Here is a 17,171-nt window from a genome sequence, read left to right as displayed (position 1 = left end):
CCGGAATCGGACAAGAATCAGCTCCGTCGGTGGCCGGGTGTGCCGTGGCGGTGTCTACTGGCAGGGTGCCCGGCGACTCGTTCCTGTGGAGATTCAATGACGCCGACCCGGCGGGTGCTCTCGAGGACCTGCTGGCTTGTTGCTCGTCGCGGCGCTGGGCTGGGGAAATGGTGGTGGGGCGGCCCTACCGTGACGTCACTCAGCTCGTCGAGCGGTCCGATCGGGTGTTCCGGGCGCTCGCTTGGGACGACCTGCGCCACGCCCTCGACGCCCACCCCCGCATCGGGGACCGGGCCGTGGGCGAAAACCGCGAGGCCGGGTGGTCCCGGGACGAGCAGGCCGCCGCCGTCGGCGCCGGTGACGAGCTCAAACAGGCGAATGTGGACTACGAGGACCGCTTCGGCCACGTCTTCCTCATCTGCGCCACCGGGCTGACCGCCGACGCCATCCTCGCCGAAGCTCGCCGCCGGCTGCGTAACGACATCGCCGCCGAGCGCGAAGAGGTTCGGCAAGAGCTGCGGAAGATCGCCGCGTTGCGGCTGGTGAAGCTGGCTGAGGCATGACCACTCTCTCCACCCACGTCCTCGACACCGCCCGAGGCAAGCCCGCGGTGGGCATCCCCGTGCGCCACGACGAGCGCCGCGACGGGCAGTGGCGGGAGGTCGACCGGGGCGAGACCGACACGGACGGGCGGATCTTCGGCTGGGCGGCCGATCCGGGTGAACACCGGCTGGTTTTCGACACCGGCGAGTACCTTGGCCCGACCGCGTTCTACCCGGAGGTGGTGGTGGCGTTCATGGTCCGCGACGACCGGCATCACCACGTGCCCCTGCTGATCAGCGGCTACGGCTACTCGACCTACCGGGGGAGCTGATGGGGACCTTCGAACTTGGCGACAACCAGTACGGCAAGGCCGAGACGCGCCTGGTCCGGGTCGACCGCGACGGCGACACCCACGCGATCTCCGACCTCAACGTCACCACCACCCTCGCGGGCGATCTCGCCGCGACCCACCTGACCGGCGACAACAGCGGCGTGCTGCCCACCGACACGCAGAAGAACACCGTCTACGCCTTCGCCCGCGACGGAGTCGGCGAGATCGAGGATTTCGCGCTGCGCCTGGTCCGTCACTTCGTGACGACGACGGACGAGATCAAGAAGGCCCGGGTGCGGATCGAGCAGTACTCCTGGGACCGCATCGCCGCGACCGGGCACTCCTTCGCCCGCGGCGCGGGGACGCGGACCGCCACCGCGACCTGCGACGGCGAGTCCGCCTGGGTGGTGTCCGGTGTGGCGGACCTGGTGGTGCTCAACACGACCGGCTCGGAGTTCCACGGCTTCCCGCGCGACCGCTACACCACGCTCCCCGAGACCCACGACCGCATCCTGGCCACCGCCGTCACCGCGAACTGGCGGCACACGTCCACCGAGCGCGACTGGGCGCAAGCCTTTGCGGGAGCCCGTGACCGGCTGCTGACCGCCTTCGCCGACACCCACAGCCTTTCCCTGCAACAGACCTTGCACGCGATGGGCGAGCGGGTCCTCGAAGGCGACGACGACCTCGCCGAGGTTCGCCTGACGCTGCCGAACAAACACCACTTCCTTGTCGACCTCGCACCGTTCGGACTGGACAACCCGGGAGAGGTGTTCCACGCCGCCGACCGCCCCTATGGCCTGATCGAAGGCACCGTCCGTCGTTCCGACGCGCCCGATGCGGGCCTGGCTTGGTGGTAGGGGATATTCCACAATGGACTTCTTGCGACCGACGACCCTCGCCGAGGCACTTGAGGCCAAGGCGGCGAACCCGCGGGCGGTGCCGATCGCGGGTGGCACCGATGTGATGGTGGAGCTGAACTTCGACGTCCGCAGGCCCGACGCGCTGCTGGACCTCGGCGGCGTCGCCGAGCTGGCCGAGTGGGAGGTCGACGACGACATGGTCCGGCTCGGCGCGGGCGTGCCGTACAACCGGATCATCACCGAGCTGGGCGCCAAGCTGCCCGGCCTGGCGATGGCGTCGCGGACCGTCGGGTCGCCGCAGATCCGCAACCGGGGCACGGTCGGCGGCAACCTCGGCGCCGCGTCCCCCGCCGGTGACGCGCACCCGCCGCTGCTGGCCTGCGCCGCCGAGGTCGAAGTCGCGTCGTCGACCCGTGGGACCAGGCGGATTCCGGCCGGTGGGTTCTTCATCGGCCCGAAGAGGTCCGTGCTCGAACCGGACGAACTCATCGTGGCGGCAAGGGTTCCGATCGCCTCCGGCCCGCAGCAGTTCGCGAAGGTCGGCACCCGCAACGCGATGGTGATCGCCGTCTGCTCGTTCGGCCTCGCGCTGAACGCGGGCAAGCGTTCCGTCGGCACCGGTATCGGCTCGGCGGGGCCGACACCGCTGCGGGCGCCGGAGGCGGAGGCCTTCGCCGAGACCGAGATCGACGGCCTATGGGACACGCGGGAACCGTTGCCGGACAGCATGGTGCGCCGTTTCGGTGAGCTGGTGAGCGAAGCGGCCAACCCGATCGACGATGTGCGGGGCACCGCGGCGTACCGGCGGCACGCGCTGGGCGTGCTCGCCCGGCGGACGCTGGCGTGGGCTTGGGCGGACTACCGGACTGGGAGCTGGTCTACATGAGGGTGACGGTGCTGGTCAACGGCGAGGAGAAGGTCGCCGAGGACGTCTGGGAAGGGGAGAGCCTGCTCTACGTGCTGCGCGAGCGACTGGGCCTGCCGGGCTCCAAGAATGCCTGCGAGCAAGGGGAATGTGGCTCCTGCACGGTGTTCCTCGACGAAGTCGCGGTATGCGCCTGCCTGGTCGCGGCCGGGCAGGTGGAGGGCCGCGAGGTGCGCACGGTCGAGGGGCTCGCCGACGGCGACCGGCTCGACCCGGTCCAGGAGGCGTTCGTCGAGACCGGCGCCGTGCAGTGCGGGTTCTGCACCCCGGGTCTGATCGTCGCCACGCACGACCTCGTTCGCCGCGTCCCGAAGCCGACGGACGCCGAGATCCGCGAGTCGCTGGCCGGAAACCTCTGTCGCTGTACCGGATACGAGAAGATCCTCGACGCGGTGCGCCTCGCGGCGTCCCGGATGGAGGGTGTCTCGTGAGGACGGTCATCGAAGGCGCCGCGGTGGCCACTGTGGACGCCGCGGGCACGGAGTTCACCGACGGCCATGTGGTGGTCAACGGCGGGCTGATCGAATCCGTCGGCCCCGGCCCGGCCCCGGACGACCTGCCCGCCGACCGCCGGGTCGACGGCCGTGGCTGCCTGGCGACGCCCGGTTTCGTCAACACCCACCACCACCTCTACCAGTGGGCCACCCGCGGCCTCGCCCAGCAGTCGGACCTGTTCGACTGGCTCGTGCGCCTCTACCCCGTGTGGGCGGGCATCGACGAGGAGACCACCCGCGCCGCCGCCACCGCGGGCCTGGTTCGGTTGGCGCGCACGGGATGCACCACGGCCGCCGACCACCACTACGTCTTCCCCCGCGACGCAGGCGACCTGCTCGGCGCGACCGTCCACGCCGCCGCCGAGGTCGGCATCCGCCTGCACGCCGTGCGCGGCTCGATGGACCGCGGCACGTCCACCGGCGGCCTTCCCCCGGACTCCCTCGTCGAGGACACCGCCGCCGCACTGGAAGGCACCGGTGAGGCGATCTCGCGGTGGCACGACCCGTCGCCCACCTCGTTCATCCGCGTCGCGGTCGGCCCCTGCTCCCCGTTCTCGGTGAGCGCCGACCTGATGACCGGCGCCGCCGAACTCGCCCGAGCCGCGGGCGTGCGGATGCACACCCACCTCGCCGAGACTCTCGAAGAGGAGAAGCAGTGCCTCTCGGAGTTCGGCTGCACCCCGGTCCAGTACGCCGAACGCCTCGGCTGGACCGGGCCGGACGTATGGCTTGCCCACGGCGTGCACCTCTCCGACGGTGCCATCCGCACGCTGGGCCAGAGCCGGACCGGCGTCGCGCACTGCCCGACGTCCAACGCCCGGCTGGGCGCGGGTATCGCCCGGGTCGCGGACATGCTGGCCGCCGGCGTCCCCGTGGGGCTCGGCGCGGACGGTGCCGCGTCCAATGAGGATGGTGGACTCGGCGGCGAGCTTCGGCAGGCCATGTACCTGGCCCGGCTGCGCGATGGCGCTGCCTCTTTCGACGCCCGCCGCGCGCTGTGGCTGGCCACCATGGGCGGCGCGGCCTGCCTTGGCAGACAACGAGAACTGGGCTCACTCGAACCTGGAAAGCTCGCCGACGTCGCCCTGTGGCGGCTGACCGGCGTGGAACACGCGGGCATCGCCGACCCGGTGGCGGCCCTGGTGTTCGGCTCACTGCCACCGCTCGCGCTGCTGCTGGCGGGCGGCAACACGGTGATCGAGGACGACGAGTCCTGCCTGGTCACTGAAGCCGACGTGGCCCGCGACCTCAACGCCGCGAGCGTCCGGCTGGCCCGCAAGGCGGGGATGTTGCGATGACCCGCTCCTCCGAACGCACCCGCACCGAAGGCGGCGTCGGCCACAGCCCGGTCCGCCCGGACGGCGCGCTGAAGGTCAAGGGCGAGTTCGCCTACTCCTCGGACCTGTGGGCCGACGAGATGCTGTGGGGCGCGACCCTGCGCAGCCCACACCCGTTCGCCCGGATCAAGCTGATCGGCGTCGGCGGCGCGCTGCGGATCCCCGGGGTGCACGCGGTGCTGACCCAGGCGGACGTGCCCGGCCGCAACCGGTACGGCCTTGAGCACGCCGACCAGCCGATCCTGGCCGAGGACATCGTTCGCTACCAAGGGGAACCGGTCGCGATCGTCGCCGCGGACCACCCGGAGACGGCGCGCCGGGCGGTCGCCGCGATCGAGGTCGAATACCAGGTGTTCGAGCCCGTCACCGACATGGACCACGCCCTGCGGCCGGACGCGACCGTCCTGCACCCGGATAACGAGACGGGCAACTGCGTCCGACACGTCCGCGTCCGCACCGGCGACCCCGAGCCGACGGCCCCGGTCGTCGTCACCGGCGAGTACAGCGTCGGCATGCAGGACCAGGCGTTCCTCGGCCCGGAATCCGGCCTGGCGGTCCCCGCGGCGGACGGCGGGATCGACCTCTACGTCGCCACCCAGTGGCTGCACGTCGACCAGAAGCAGGTCGCCGAGGCGCTGCGGCTGCCCCAGGAGAAGGTGCGGCTCACCCTCGCGGGCGTCGGCGGCGCGTTCGGAGCCCGGGAGGACCTGTCGATGCAGGTCCACGCCTGCATGCTGGCGATGCACACCGGCAAGCCGGTCAAGATGGTCTACGGGCGCGAGGAGTCGTTCTTCGGCCATGTCCACCGGCACCCGGCGCGGCTGCGCTACGAGCACGGCGCCACCGAGGCGGGCGACCTCGTCTACGTGCGGGCCCGGATCGTCCTCGACGGTGGCGCGTACGCGTCGAGCACTACGGCCGTCGTGGCGAACGCGGCCACGCTGGGCGTCGGACCGTATGAGGTCGAGTCCGTCCACATGGACGCGTACGGCGTCTACACGAACAACCCGCCCTGCGGTGCGATGCGCGGATTCGGCGCGGTGCAGGCGTGCTTCGCCTACGAGTCCCAAATGGACCTGCTGGCCGAGAAGCTCGGCATGGACCCGGTGGAGCTGCGCCTGCGCAACGCCGTCCGCGAGGGCTCACGGATGCCGACCGGGCAGGTGATCGACTCCGCCGCGCCGGTCGAGCAGCTGCTGAAGCTGGTGCGGGACAAGCCGATGCCCCCGCCTGCCGCCGACGACCTGCGGGAGATGCCCGGCGGGGTATCGAACACGACGCACGGCGAAGGGGTCGTGCGCGGCGTGGGCTACGGGGTCGGCATCAAGAATGTCGGCTTCTCCGAAGGGTTCGACGACTACTCCACCGCCCGGGTCCGGCTGGAGGTGGTCGCGGGCGAGGCCGTCGTGTCCGTGCACACCGCCGCCGCGGAGGTCGGCCAGGGACTGGTGACCCTGCAGGCGCAGATCGCCCGGACGGAGCTGGGCGTGGCCCAGGTGACCGTCCTGCCCGCCGACACCAACATCGGCAGCGCGGGCTCCAGCTCCGCGTCGCGGCAGAGCTACGTGACCGGCGGGGCGGTGCGGGCGGCGTGCGAGAAGGTCCGCGCGGAGGTGCTGGAACTGGCCGAGAGCCCGGACGCCCGGCTGGAGGACGGCAAGATCGTCAACGACGACGTCGTGGTCGCCGACCTCGTCGAGCTGCTCGGGGACAAGGTCGTCGAGCACACTGTCGAGTGGCGGCACCGGCCCACCGGGCCGCTCGATTCGCATGGGCAGGGAAATGCGCACGTGCAGTACGCCTTCGCGGCGCACCGGGCGGTCATCGACGTCGATGTCGAACTGGGCCTGGTCCGGGTCGTCGAACTCGCCTGCGCGCAGGACGTCGGCAAGGCGATGAACCCGCAGGCCGTGGAAGGCCAGATCCAGGGCGGCTCCGCGCAGGGCCTCGGGCTGGCGGTGATGGAGGAGATCCAGGTCGTCGACGGCAAGGTCCGCAACCCGTCGTTCACCGACTACCTGATCCCGACCATCCTCGACATGCCGCCGATGCCGCTCGACGTGCTCGAACTGGCCGACCCGCACGCCCCCTACGGCTTGCGTGGCGTCGGCGAGCCGCCGACCATCTCCTCGACGCCCGCGATCGTCGCCGCCATCCGCGCGGCGACGGGGAAGGCGCTCACCCGGGTGCCGGTGCGGCCCGAGCACATCACCGAGACCGAGGAAACGACATGAGTGTCACCGAACGGCTGGAGTTCTGGTCCGACGGCGTGATCATCGTCGGCGAGCTGCGGATCCCTGACACCGAGGGCCCGCACGCGGCGGTGGCGCTGAGCGGGCCGTTCACCGGGGTCAAGGAGCAGGTCGTCGGCCACTACGCGGAGAAGCTCACCGCGGCCGGGTTCGCCACGTTCGCCTTCGACCACCGCGGCTTCGGTGAGAGCGGCGGCAGGCACGGACATGAGGACACCCAAGGGAAGCTGGCCGACCTGCGGGCCGCGGTGAGCCTGCTCGCGGCCCGACCGGAGATCGACGCGCACCGCATCGGGCTGGTCGGGATCTGCCTGGGCGGCGGCTACGTCATGCGGGCAGCGGCGACCGACCCGCGGGTCAGGGCTGTCGCCGGGATCGCAGGCGCCTACAACAGTCCCGCGTTCTTCGCCGAGCGGATGGGGATCGACGCCTACCGGGCCGCGCTGGGCGTGTTCCTCGCGGGATACGACGACCTCATCCCGGCCGTCGCGCCCGACGACGGGGAGGCCGCGATGGCGGGGGAGGAGCCGTACTCCTACTACGGCACCGAACGCGGCGCGGCCGAGCACTGGACCAACGAGGTCACCCGGGGCTCGCTGCACTCCCTGATGACGTTCGACGCGCTGAACTGTGCCGAACTGCTCGCCGCGACACCGCTGCTCGTCGTGCACGGCAAGGTGGACGACTACTGCTCGCCCGAACTCGCCGAGCGGCTCTACGAACGGGCCACCGGCGTCAAGCGCGCGGTGTGGCTCGACTGCGAACGGCACGTCGACCTCTACGACGCCGAGCCGCACGTCAAGAAGGCCGTCGAGGAGACCGCGCTCTTCCTCCGGGAGAGCTTGCCCGGATCATCACGCTAGGTGAAGATCAATTGGCCAAGGATGACCCGATCGGACGACATGAGTTGTCGTTAGTCTGGCCTAGACCTTTACCCCAATCCCGAGGTGGATCGTGACTGACACGGCAAGCTGGGTGCCCGAGGGTGTCAACACCGAATTGCCCAGCGCCGCGCGGGTGTATGACTACCTGCTCGGCGGCGGCCACAACTTCCCCGGCGACCGCGCCCTGGCCGAAAAGCTGGTGACGGTCGTCCCCGCGCGCGACATGGCCAGGCTCAACCGGGCCTTCCTGCGCCGCGCCGTCCTCTACCTGCTCGACCAGGGCATCACCCAGTTCCTGGACCTGGGATCGGGCATCCCGACCGTGGGCAACGTCCACGAGGTCGCCCAGGACGTCAATCCCGACGCGCGCGTCGTCTACGTCGACTACGAGCCGGTCGCGGTCGCGCACAGCGAACTCCTGTTGGAGGGCAACAAGAACGCCGCCGTCCTGCAGGCCGACATGCGGGACCCGGACAAGATCCTGCAGGCGCCGCGGTCCCAGGAGCTGCTCGACCTGGACAAGCCGCTGGGCCTGCTCATGGTCGGCGTCGTCCAGTTCATCCCCGACGGTGACGACCCGTGGGCGCTGGCCGCCCGCTACCGCGACGCGATCGCGCCCGGCAGCTACCTCGCGCTCTCGGCCTTCACGTGGGACCACGCGCCCGCGGGCATGGCGGGCGCGGTCGAGGTGTTCAAGAACAGTCAGGACCCGATCTTCCCGCGCAGCCACGCGGAGATCACCCGGATGTTCGACGGCTTCGACCTGGTCGAGCCCGGTCTGGTCCTCACGCCGCAGTGGCGGCCCGAGCGGGCGGAGGACACGGCCGACGCCGAACGCTCGAATCTGTACGCCGGTGTCGCCCAGAAGCCGGTGGGGCACTCGAACGGCTGAGCGGAATGCCCGCTGTGCGTGGGTACGAGTGGCGCGATGTACCCGAATGGGTGCAGAGTGATAGCTCTCCGGCGCATATCTTTCAGTAAGCAGTCGAGAAGGACACCGATGATCCGCCATCCGGACGGTCGCTGTGGACCGTGCTGAGCTGGCCAGGAGATGGGCCGCGGCGTTGAACCAGGTCGTGTATGTCTCGCGCTCGCGCGACGACATCGAAAGTGGCTTGGGCGAACTTGTCGCCCGTCTCGCGGCTTGCGTGCGCCCCGGAGCCGACCTGGCCCCGGCGGTGGAGATCGGCCAGGACCTGGTCGCGGCCGGGTTCAACAAGGCGGGCTGCATCCGCGCCACAATCGACGTGCTGGGCACCGGCCTGTCCGAAGTGGAGGGTGTCGCCCCGGCTGAGGTCTTCCCCGCGCTCGCGTCGGTGGCGGCGGGATTCGCCGCCGCCACCCGCGACCGGCTGTTCTCCGAGCAGGAGGACGTCCGGCACGCTTTGGTGCGGGCGAAGGAGAACGTCGAGCGCGACCTGCAGGTCAGCGAGGCGCGCTTCCAGGACGTGTTCGCGACGTCCGCGGTGGGCATGCTGATCAGCGACCTCGGCGGCGGTGTCGCGCGCGCCAACGAGGCACTCGAACAGATGCTCGGCTACCGCAAGGGAACGCTGTTCCGCAAGCGCCTCGACGACGTGTTCCACCCGGACGAGGCCGACTTCCTGCGGGAGCGCTACGCCGAACTCCTGGCGGGCGAGTGCGACACGGTCCGCGAACGCACCCAGTTCCTCCGCGCCGACGGTGACACGGCCTGGGTCCGGGTCGCGGTGACCCTGCTGCGTGACCGGGACGGCAAGCCGGACCACCACGTGACCATGGTGGAGGACATCTCCGACCTGCACCTGATCGAACACCGGCTCAGCACCCAGGGCACCCGCGACATGCTCACCGGCCTGGCCAACCGCCAGGCGTTCGAGGGCAGGCTCGAGGAGTCGATGGGCGGCGCGGCCGACGTCTCGCTGTTCCACATAGGACTCGACGGTTTCGGTGTGGTGAACAACGGAATAGGCAGGCACGCGGGCGACAAGCTGCTCAGCGCCATCGCGGGCAGGCTCGCGGTGATCGCCGACGAGTACGAGGGCGCCCTCGCCCGGATCGCGGGCGACGAGTTCGCCCTGCTGATACCGGGTCGCCACGATGTGGCCGCGGTCGCCACCGACATCAACGACGCGCTGGCCGAACCGACCTATGTGGACGGTGAGGGCGTCGCGGTGACGGCGTCGATCGCCGTGCTGCGTTCACCGCGCTCAGGCACCGAACCCGCGGAGCTGCTGCGGGTCACCGACATCACGCTGCGCAGACTCAAATTGTCCGGACGCAGGCAGTGGGGTCTCGTCGAGGCCGACGACCTCGCCGCCCGCGACCGCCTCCGGCTCACCGCGTCCATCCCGGGCGCGTGGGAGAGCGGCGAACTCGACCTGGACTTCCGGCCGGTCGTGGAGCTGGAGAGCGGCACGACGGTCGCCGTGGAGGCGCTGCTGCACTGGGACAGCCCGGTCCACGGGCGCCTTGGCCACGACCGCTGCCGCGAACTACTGCGCGACACCGGGCTCAGCGTCCCGGTCGACCAGTGGGCACTCGGCGTCGCCTGCGAGCGGACCGCGAACGTTGTCGCGCGGCTGTACATGGAACTGACCGACGAGCAGGCGGCCGACCAAGACCTCGTGGGCACCGTGCGCCGGGCTGGTGGCCTGGAGCGGCTGGACCTGGGTGTCCCGGTCTCGGCGCTGGCCGACTCGCAGGCTGAGGACAACGTGTCCGTGCTGGTCGACCTCGGCGTGCGGATCGTGCTGACCGGCTTCGGCCAGACCCCCGGCGACGTCGCCTGCCTGGAGGACCACCCGGTGCACGCCGTGCGGCTGGGCCACCGGGTCGTCGAGCGGATCGGGACGGCGCCGGACCCCAAGTCGATGTTCGTGCGGTCCGTGCTGGAGCTGCTGCCGATGGTCCGAGAGTCCGGTCGCGACGTCCTGGTGCCCGGCGTCGACACCGCCGAACAGGCCGACTGGTGGCGACGGGCGGGCGCGGACCACGCGGTGGGCGCGCACTTCGGCGCGCCCGACAGCTTGGAGAACGTGGTCGCCTAGGCGGCGACGGCCACCGACTCGAGCGCGCGGATGCCCGCGGGGGTCAGCGTCGCGGCGACGAGCTGGCCGAAGCGGCCGGTGCCCGGGGCGATGTAGCCGTCGTGGGTCAGCGAGTGGGCGCTGAACTGGTCGCAGAAGGGCACCCCGTCGATGTAGAGGTCGGGTTCGCGCCCGCAGCTGATGTGCGCGCGGCCCGCCGCGACGGCTCGCAGCATTGCGAGGGTGCGATGACTCAGTTCGTGTGGCTCGGACATTTCGGGTCCCCCCTGGTCTGTGGGTTACTTCGTATTCGTAGCTGGTGAGGTGTTAGATGCGTGAGCCCGTCATAAGGTTGCATCGGACCTTCACCCCGCCGACGTTACAAAGAGTGACCAGATTGCGTCGACACACTTTAAGAGGGGACTTTCGGCCCCCAGATACCCAGGCCTTGTTGCTAGTGGCCCGTCCAGGAACGTTGACCGGGTCTCGACATGCCCACGACGCCGCTGCCCGCGTTGCGGGAACAGCCAAGTACAACCCGGTACGAGCGCTGTCCCCGCGCCTTGGCAGCGACGCCGTGACCACGCCGATACCCGGCCAACGTTCCTGGACGAGCCACTAGGTGCGGCGCTGGTCGGGGGAGCCGTTGAGGCCGAACAAGATCCGCCGCATGACGTCCGGGTCGGTCGTCATCGGCTCGTCGGGCACCGCCGCCCGCGCGGCCTGCGAGGCCTTGCGCTGGCGTCGGGGCAGCGGCACCGCCGAGGCGTTCATGCCGCTGGGCAGGGCCAGGGCGAACCAGACGATGTAGCGGCCGTGGTCGATCTGGGTGGTCCCCACCCGCGCCACACCGGGAATGGCGGGCGTCGGCACCGGCAGCTGCGACTCGACCTCGAAGATCAGGTCGGCGCCGGACAGCCGTACCCGCGCGGTCATCATCCCGGGGGCAGCCGGATTGACCGAGTCCACCACCGCGGTGGTGACGACCCTGGCCGCCTCCGCGGCCACGTCACGCATGTCCCGCAGCGCCCACTCGGTCAGTGAGAACCGGACGAACATCTCGGCACAGCCGATCGCACTGGGCAGGGCGACTAGCTGGAGGTCATCGACCTGTTCGGTCCGGTCGTTCATCCGATCTCCCTCAGGTGCCGCCCGCGCGTGCGCAAGATGGTGCCACGATCAGGTGCGGCACCGACACCCTGGGGCGGTTTCCTGTCCCAGGACTGACCGAATCGTCACCGTGACCTTGATCGGGAATGGTGGAACTGTGCAACCGTTCACAGACTCAGGTACACCGCTCATCGCGGAGTTCGCCGTCGAGGCCCACGACGGGCAGCTGTCGATGACCTTCGAAAGCGCTGGTGGGAGGACCAAGAACGGGCCACGTAACCGGGACTACGTGCCCGCCCTGGTGGTGCTCCTCGGCAGACTGGCCCAGCGGTCGGCGGTGATCGTCTCCGCGGCGGTGGAGTCGAAGAAGACTGCCGACCTGCCGCTCCACAAACGATTACTCACCGACGGCTCAATCCAGCTGAGTCCGGCCTCCGACTTCGATGCGCTGCGCAAGCGGCTGACCAGTGCGCAGGGCCGGATCGGCCAGGAAGAGGGCGCTCCGAAGGCGGGCAACAACCGCAAACGCATGCGTCTGGTCCTCGAAGTGCCTGGTTACGGGATCGCGGACGGCCCGCGATTGGAGCGGGACCTGGCCGCGCCGCTGCTGGTCGATGATCTCATTGCGTCCCTGAAGTCGCTCAAGGTCCACAACTCGGGTGGGAAGCCCGCTCGCGAGCCGATCGCGCTCCTCTGGGCGCTCGGTCGCCTGGCAGCTGGTGAGGGCCGGTTGTTCGACTGGCCGGAATTCGACAAGGAGGTCGGCGACCTGCTGCGAGACTTCGGAGCGTCGGCCGCACCGCGGTATCCGTTCTGGCACCTCGGCAGCGACTCGACACTCTGGGAGAGGCATAACCTGGCTGGCCCGCCGACCGCAGCGGACACGGACGCCCGCGCCGGGTTCACCGAAGACGCGGCCGCTCTGCTTGCCAACCCGGTCGTGCGGGCCGAATCGATCTACGTCCTGCGTACCGAGCACTTGTCCGACCTCGCCGATCAAGCCGACCTGCTTGACCGGGTCGGTCTCGCAGGGGTGGCGGAGCGGGCGATGATCGAGATCCGCACGGCCTTCGACTCGGTCACCAAGGCGACGCTGCCGTCGCTGCCGCCGGACACCCTCGACAAGATGACCGCCGCCGTCCGCCGAGTTGAGCAGGCGGAGCTGCGCAAGCTGGTCGTGGGCACCGACGACACCGCTCAGTGCGCACTGTGCGGAGACACGTTCCCGCTGCGCTACCTGGTCGCCGCCCACATCAAGCCCCGGTCGCAGTGTACCGACGAAGAGCGCCGCGACCTGCGCAATGTCGCGATGGCCGCCTGTGCCTTCGGCTGCGACATGCTGTTCGAACTGGGGTACATCACGGTCGACAAGGACGGCTGGATCCGGACTGCGGAAGCCATGCCGAGTGGACGGTTCGCCGACCACGTGACCCTCGTGGGCACCCGGCGCTGCTCTGCGCACCGGCCAGGCACGGAACCGTACTTCGCTTGGCACCGGGCGAACCGATTCGTGAAGTGAGTCCGTCGGACACCGGCGCGCCTGACTGTCGGCCAGATGATCAAGAGGCATGGGAGAGCAGTAGGTAGTTCTACTCCCTTCTGTAGTCGTCTGGCTCCAGAGCGTGGCCGGTTGCGTCATACTCGCTCGGTGGACTCGACACCATCGAGAAGCGGCTCACCTCACCGCAGGCCGGCCAACAGCAGGCCTACTTGCTCGGTATCGACAGCTCCGGCAACGGCCGTGCCATCGTCGCAATCGGAAACCCCGACACCGCGGCCAACGTCGCGACCTTCGTGCCCGGAACCGGCGCGAGGCTCGGCACCTGCGGCACCGACATCGGCCGCTCCGACAGCATGGTCGACGCAGCGAAGCAGGCGGGTTCACCGTCCACCGCGTCGATCACCTGGATCGGCTACGACGCCCCGCAGGATCTCGTCGCCGCCGCCGATGAGGACTACGCACAGAACGCCCGCCAGGACCTGGACCGCTTCCAGGACGGCCTACGCGCCACCCATCAGGGGACGCCCTCGCACAACACCGTCATCGGACACAGCTACGGCTCCACCGTCATCGGCCACACCGCCCGCGACATGAACATCAACGCCGACGACGTCGTCTTCGTCGGCAGCCCCGGAACCGGCGTCAGCCGCGCCGAAGACCTCGGCCTGCCACCCGAGAACGTCCACTCCACCGTCGCCAAGCACGACGTCATCCAGGTCACCAACGTGTTCAAAGAACCCTTCGACGTCCACGGACCCGACCCCGCAGGCCCCATGTTCGGCGGCAACGTGTTCACCTCCGACCCAGGAACATCAAGTTGGACCGGGTACAGCACTGAAGCCCACAGCCAATACTGGGACCAAGAGAATAAGGCGTTGAATAATATGGGAAACATCATCGCGGGGAAACCGACAACATGAACAGAGTCGCCACAAGAAAATCTGGCCCCCGTCGACGGGCGCTCGTCACGCTCGGTTTGTCGACCATCCTCATATCTGGCTGTGGAGACGAAATGCGCAACACGATCACACAACAGGAGGCCGCACGACGGGTGGAGGAGAACATCCACGCAGTCGTCGCTCTTCTCCCTAAGGAGGCACGGCTCGAACAACGCCTCAGCACACCTCAGAACTGCGACGACCCCACCGACAACGGACCACGCGGTCGCGTCACGGAATCCCACTCGTACCAAATACACGATCTTCCGCCAGCCGACTACAACGCCTACTTCGACACCATCAAACAATGGTGGGAAACTCACAACTTCCAGATACTGGAGGACTCGCGGCCCAAAGACATGTACCTGTGGGCGGAGAACAAGAACGACAGCTTCCGAATCTCGCTGAAGGCTAATGACGTCGGCGGTTTCTACGTGATCTCCACCTCGCCGTGCGTTTGGCCAGAAGGAACGCCTGCGCCGCAGAACTGACAGTCGGACTCTGTGCTCGACACGCTTGGTTCATGCCGGTGGGCGCTTGAACCTCCCGCTCATGCGGTGAGCAGTCGCCGCCCTCGTCGTGAACCCCAGAGGCACCTTGCGCTTGAGTCTCCGGTGGATCAAGGTGCGGTTGGAACGTGTAGAACAACCCGAACGAAGGTTGGCCGAGACCGAGAGTTGGATGGTGGTGGACGACAGCCTGCTGCCTCTGGCGTGGCAAGACGGAATCGTCAAGAGCGGCAGTCTCTACGCCATGATCTTGAGCTTCTTCCTCGGCGCGCTTGCTGTCGTCGGACTCGTAGTCCACCCCGACTGGTCTTGGGTGGCTCCAATCACTTGCACGGTGGCTGCCCTGGCCGCCAACTACCGCCTGCGACACGCAATTCGGTATCGCCAGGTCGCCGTCTTCGGAGTGATCACGCTCGTGCTGCTGGTCGGGGCGGGCGCGCTCCTGGTGATTCTCGCCAAAACCTTGTCGGCCAATATGCGAACGATCCTCGCGTAACCCGGCTGTGTGCTGGTCGTTGACCTTTGCGGGCGCCGAGAAACGAGGGTCGGATGTGGATCAAGCTGGTCGCGAAGCTGTCCGCGGTTGCGGTGGTGGCGGCGGTCGTGGTGCCGACTGTGCCCGCTCAAGCTGCTCCCCTGAGGGAGGTGCTCTTCGTCGGCAACAACTGGGACGGCACCGCCGACCTCGTCTCCACTGAGTTGCCGCTGCGCAGGTTGGGGCGAGTCGACGTCATCCCGGACATCCGTCAACGGATGACCGAGATCTATCTGAACCCGGTGCGCCTGGCCTACTTCGTTGCCATCCGGCAGTTCGTCGGCGAGGGGCATGACCAGTTCGTCGACGACATGTACACCACGCCGGACGGGCGACGGCTGATCGTCTCCCGGCCGAGTCTGGCCGACGTCGTCTCGATCGACCTGGCCTCCGGCGCCGTCGTGTGGCGGTTCGTGGTCCAAGGGCAGCGGTCCGACCACATGGCGCTGTCGCCGGATGGGACGCGGGTCGCCGTGTCGGCTTCCACGGCGAACGTTGTGCACATCCTCGACGTGGCGACCGGGCGTGAGGTGGGCACCTTCCCGTCTGGGGACTCGCCGCACGAGAACGTGTATTCGCGGGACGCGGCGCGCATCTTCCATGCCAGCATCGGCACCGTCTACACCCCGCTCGACCTTCCTGCGCTCGACTCGACCAAGGGGGCGCGGTACTTCCAGGTCGTCGCGCCGTGACCAACCAGGTGGTCAAGCGGATCGACATGGGGGCCAAGCTCGCCGAGGCCGGGTATCCGGGGATGAGCGCCGCGGTGCGGCCGATGACGCTGACCAACAACGAGCGCTACGCCTACCTGCAGGTCTCGTTCTTCCACGGCTTCGTCGAGTACGACCTCGTGGCCGACAAGGTGACCCGAGTCGCGAATCTGCCCATCGCCGACCACGTGAAGGACCTGCCGAGGGAGCAGTACCTGCTCGACTCGGCACACCACGGGATCGCGATAGGCGGCGAAGACAGGAAGATCTGCGTGGCGGGGACGATGTCGGACTACGCCGCGATCGTCGACCGGGCCGACTTCAGCTTCCCGAGCCTGGTCAGCACCGGCCTCAAGCCGTACTGGGCCACCCCGAGCCGCGACGGCGCGCATTGCTTCGTCTCCTGGAGCGGCAGCGACCGGGTCTCCGCGATCTCCTACGCCACCGGCCGGGAAGTCTCCAGCGTGCCGGTCGGCGACCACCCGCAGCGCATGCGGCTCGGCAAGGTCGACGCGGGCCTGCTCAGCCGCTGAGGATTCCGACCAGTTCGACCACGACGACGACCAGCACCAGCCCGACGACCGCCGCGGGCATGGCGCCGTCGGCTCGCCGGTTGCCGCGCAGCGTGGCGAGCAGCAGCAGGCCGATGGCGAAGGTGGCGGTGCCGACCAGGACCGGCTGGTCGATGCGCAGCCGGATCACCACGGCGGCGAGGCCGATGAGGGCCAGCGTGGTCCGCGCCCACGCGAGACGGGTGCGTTCGACGTGCAGGGTCATCGGAGCAGGATCACCGCCAGCACCAGCGCCGCCGCGACCACGAGGCCGCCGACGATCACCGCGCCCAAGGTGGGCGCGGGCATGGGCGTGCCGGTGCGCAGCGCGCGTTCCGTGCGGGCCCAGCGGAACCAGCCGCCGGTCGCGGTGATCGCGCCGAGCAGCACCAAGCCCGCCGCCAGCCAGCGGCGGGGGCCCTCGGCGATGGGCAGGTTGACCGCGTCGACCAGGACGCCCGCGGCGATCAGCGCCAGGGCCGTGCGGATCCAGGCGAGCATGGTGCGTTCGTTGGCGAGGGTGAACCGCGCGTCGGGGTCCTCGCCCACGCCGTAGACCTGGTGGGGCCAGCGTTCGTCCATATGGTCGATCATCCACCTCGTGTTACGTGCGGGCACGGCGAGCCGTAATCGGGGGACACATGATCGCCATCCGCGGACGCCGAGCCGGAAACACCGGC

20 protein-coding genes are annotated in these 17,171 nt (G+C 69.3%); 16 read left to right on the top strand and 4 right to left on the bottom strand.

Annotated elements, in window-relative coordinates:
- The first annotated feature begins 50 nt into the window (after positions 1 to 50).
- The 10 genes from uraD (at position 51) to GPZ80_RS16530 (ending at position 10,658) form a co-directional block, all read left to right on the top strand.
- Positions 51 to 563: a 2-oxo-4-hydroxy-4-carboxy-5-ureidoimidazoline decarboxylase gene (uraD, locus tag GPZ80_RS16570; protein ID WP_312880371.1), complete on the top strand. Its 513-nt coding sequence runs from the start codon at positions 51 to 53 to the stop codon at positions 561 to 563.
- Complete coding sequence (gene uraH / locus GPZ80_RS16565; protein ID WP_187221253.1) at positions 560 to 874, top strand: hydroxyisourate hydrolase; 315 nt, start codon at positions 560 to 562, stop codon at positions 872 to 874. The genes uraD and uraH overlap by 4 nt, the downstream gene beginning before the upstream one ends.
- The gene (gene pucL, locus GPZ80_RS16560; RefSeq protein ID WP_187221252.1) at positions 874 to 1,734 is read left to right on the top strand and encodes a factor-independent urate hydroxylase; all 861 of its coding nucleotides are present in this window, start codon (positions 874 to 876) and stop codon (positions 1,732 to 1,734) included. Before uraH ends, pucL begins: the two co-directional genes overlap by 1 nt.
- A 13-nt stretch (positions 1,735 to 1,747) precedes the next feature.
- The gene (locus GPZ80_RS16555; protein WP_187221251.1) at positions 1,748 to 2,623 is read left to right on the top strand and encodes an FAD binding domain-containing protein; all 876 of its coding nucleotides are present in this window, start codon (positions 1,748 to 1,750) and stop codon (positions 2,621 to 2,623) included.
- Positions 2,620 to 3,093: a (2Fe-2S)-binding protein gene (locus GPZ80_RS32760; RefSeq protein ID WP_246477153.1), complete on the top strand. Its 474-nt coding sequence runs from the start codon at positions 2,620 to 2,622 to the stop codon at positions 3,091 to 3,093. Before GPZ80_RS16555 ends, GPZ80_RS32760 begins: the two co-directional genes overlap by 4 nt.
- Positions 3,090 to 4,454 (top strand): 8-oxoguanine deaminase, encoded by a 1,365-nt coding sequence (locus GPZ80_RS16550; RefSeq protein WP_312880370.1) that lies wholly within the window; start codon positions 3,090 to 3,092, stop codon positions 4,452 to 4,454. The genes GPZ80_RS32760 and GPZ80_RS16550 overlap by 4 nt, the downstream gene beginning before the upstream one ends.
- Positions 4,451 to 6,727: a xanthine dehydrogenase subunit D gene (gene pucD, locus GPZ80_RS16545; RefSeq protein ID WP_187221249.1), complete on the top strand. Its 2,277-nt coding sequence runs from the start codon at positions 4,451 to 4,453 to the stop codon at positions 6,725 to 6,727. The genes GPZ80_RS16550 and pucD overlap by 4 nt, the downstream gene beginning before the upstream one ends.
- The gene (locus tag GPZ80_RS16540) at positions 6,724 to 7,608 is read left to right on the top strand and encodes an alpha/beta hydrolase (RefSeq protein WP_187221248.1); all 885 of its coding nucleotides are present in this window, start codon (positions 6,724 to 6,726) and stop codon (positions 7,606 to 7,608) included. The genes pucD and GPZ80_RS16540 overlap by 4 nt, the downstream gene beginning before the upstream one ends.
- A gap of 91 nt (positions 7,609 to 7,699) precedes the next feature.
- Positions 7,700 to 8,521, top strand: coding sequence for an SAM-dependent methyltransferase (locus GPZ80_RS16535; RefSeq protein WP_187221247.1), 822 nt, complete (start codon positions 7,700 to 7,702; stop codon positions 8,519 to 8,521).
- Positions 8,522 to 8,654: 133 nt separating this feature from the next.
- On the top strand, positions 8,655 to 10,658 hold the full coding sequence (locus GPZ80_RS16530; RefSeq protein WP_187221246.1) for an EAL domain-containing protein: 2,004 nt from the start codon (positions 8,655 to 8,657) through the stop codon (positions 10,656 to 10,658).
- On the opposite strand, the gene GPZ80_RS16525 is transcribed toward GPZ80_RS16530, so the two are convergent.
- Positions 10,655 to 10,912 (bottom strand): hypothetical protein, encoded by a 258-nt coding sequence (locus GPZ80_RS16525; protein ID WP_187221245.1) that lies wholly within the window; start codon positions 10,910 to 10,912, stop codon positions 10,655 to 10,657. The genes GPZ80_RS16530 and GPZ80_RS16525 overlap by 4 nt on opposite strands.
- A 343-nt stretch (positions 10,913 to 11,255) precedes the next feature.
- Complete coding sequence (locus tag GPZ80_RS16520) at positions 11,256 to 11,768, bottom strand: ATP-binding protein (protein ID WP_187221244.1); 513 nt, start codon at positions 11,766 to 11,768, stop codon at positions 11,256 to 11,258.
- Between the two features lie 136 nt (positions 11,769 to 11,904).
- Between GPZ80_RS16520 and GPZ80_RS16515 the strand changes: the two genes are divergently transcribed.
- The 6 genes from GPZ80_RS16515 (at position 11,905) to GPZ80_RS32750 (ending at position 16,473) form a co-directional block, all read left to right on the top strand.
- Positions 11,905 to 13,266 carry an HNH endonuclease gene (locus GPZ80_RS16515; protein WP_187221243.1) on the top strand — a complete coding sequence of 454 codons (1,362 nt, stop codon included), beginning with the start codon at positions 11,905 to 11,907 and terminating at the stop codon, positions 13,264 to 13,266.
- A 191-nt stretch (positions 13,267 to 13,457) separates the two neighbouring features.
- Positions 13,458 to 14,168, top strand: coding sequence for an alpha/beta hydrolase (locus GPZ80_RS16510; protein ID WP_187221242.1), 711 nt, complete (start codon positions 13,458 to 13,460; stop codon positions 14,166 to 14,168).
- Between the two features lie 92 nt (positions 14,169 to 14,260).
- A complete protein-coding gene (locus tag GPZ80_RS16505) occupies positions 14,261 to 14,677 on the top strand; it encodes a hypothetical protein (RefSeq protein ID WP_187221241.1) in 417 nt (138 codons plus the stop codon).
- A gap of 190 nt (positions 14,678 to 14,867) precedes the next feature.
- Positions 14,868 to 15,191 (top strand): hypothetical protein, encoded by a 324-nt coding sequence (locus GPZ80_RS16500; protein ID WP_187221240.1) that lies wholly within the window; start codon positions 14,868 to 14,870, stop codon positions 15,189 to 15,191.
- A gap of 53 nt (positions 15,192 to 15,244) precedes the next feature.
- Entirely contained in the window at positions 15,245 to 15,922 is a 678-nt protein-coding gene (locus tag GPZ80_RS32755) for a YncE family protein (protein WP_246477152.1), read from the top strand.
- Positions 15,919 to 16,473, top strand: a complete 555-nt coding sequence (locus tag GPZ80_RS32750) for a YncE family protein (protein WP_246477151.1) — start codon at positions 15,919 to 15,921, stop codon at positions 16,471 to 16,473. Before GPZ80_RS32755 ends, GPZ80_RS32750 begins: the two co-directional genes overlap by 4 nt.
- Here the strand turns inward: GPZ80_RS32750 and GPZ80_RS16490 are convergent.
- Both GPZ80_RS16490 and GPZ80_RS16485 read right to left on the bottom strand, forming a co-directional pair.
- Positions 16,463 to 16,717, bottom strand: a complete 255-nt coding sequence (locus GPZ80_RS16490; protein WP_187221239.1) for a DUF202 domain-containing protein — start codon at positions 16,715 to 16,717, stop codon at positions 16,463 to 16,465. The genes GPZ80_RS32750 and GPZ80_RS16490 overlap by 11 nt on opposite strands.
- On the bottom strand, positions 16,714 to 17,073 hold the full coding sequence (locus GPZ80_RS16485; RefSeq protein ID WP_187221238.1) for a YidH family protein: 360 nt from the start codon (positions 17,071 to 17,073) through the stop codon (positions 16,714 to 16,716). The genes GPZ80_RS16490 and GPZ80_RS16485 overlap by 4 nt, the downstream gene beginning before the upstream one ends.
- Positions 17,074 to 17,171: the final 98 nt, after the last annotated feature.

The organism is Actinokineospora xionganensis (assembly GCF_014323725.1).
GTDB lineage: Bacteria > Actinomycetota > Actinomycetes > Mycobacteriales > Pseudonocardiaceae > Actinokineospora > Actinokineospora xionganensis.
This window is presented reverse-complemented; position numbering and strand designations above follow the sequence as displayed.

Bases quoted from the DNA above. Each gene is read 5' to 3' on its own strand.
- GPZ80_RS16540 (WP_187221248.1), top strand. From the start codon at position 6,724: ATGAGTGTCACCGAACGGCTGGAGTTCTGGTCCGACGGCGTGATCATC.
- GPZ80_RS16525 (WP_187221245.1), bottom strand. From the start codon at position 10,912: ATGTCCGAGCCACACGAACTGAGTCATCGCACCCTCGCAATGCTGCGA.
- GPZ80_RS32755 (WP_246477152.1), top strand. From the start codon at position 15,245: ATGTGGATCAAGCTGGTCGCGAAGCTGTCCGCGGTTGCGGTGGTGGCG.
- GPZ80_RS16500 (WP_187221240.1), top strand. From the start codon at position 14,868: ATGGTGGTGGACGACAGCCTGCTGCCTCTGGCGTGGCAAGACGGAATC.
- pucL (WP_187221252.1), top strand. From the start codon at position 874: ATGGGGACCTTCGAACTTGGCGACAACCAGTACGGCAAGGCCGAGACG.
- uraH (WP_187221253.1), top strand. From the start codon at position 560: ATGACCACTCTCTCCACCCACGTCCTCGACACCGCCCGAGGCAAGCCC.
- GPZ80_RS16555 (WP_187221251.1), top strand. From the start codon at position 1,748: ATGGACTTCTTGCGACCGACGACCCTCGCCGAGGCACTTGAGGCCAAG.
- GPZ80_RS16505 (WP_187221241.1), top strand. From the start codon at position 14,261: ATGCGCAACACGATCACACAACAGGAGGCCGCACGACGGGTGGAGGAG.
- GPZ80_RS16520 (WP_187221244.1), bottom strand. From the start codon at position 11,768: ATGAACGACCGGACCGAACAGGTCGATGACCTCCAGCTAGTCGCCCTG.
- GPZ80_RS16485 (WP_187221238.1), bottom strand. From the start codon at position 17,073: ATGGACGAACGCTGGCCCCACCAGGTCTACGGCGTGGGCGAGGACCCC.
- GPZ80_RS32760 (WP_246477153.1), top strand. From the start codon at position 2,620: ATGAGGGTGACGGTGCTGGTCAACGGCGAGGAGAAGGTCGCCGAGGAC.
- pucD (WP_187221249.1), top strand. From the start codon at position 4,451: ATGACCCGCTCCTCCGAACGCACCCGCACCGAAGGCGGCGTCGGCCAC.
- GPZ80_RS16490 (WP_187221239.1), bottom strand. From the start codon at position 16,717: ATGACCCTGCACGTCGAACGCACCCGTCTCGCGTGGGCGCGGACCACG.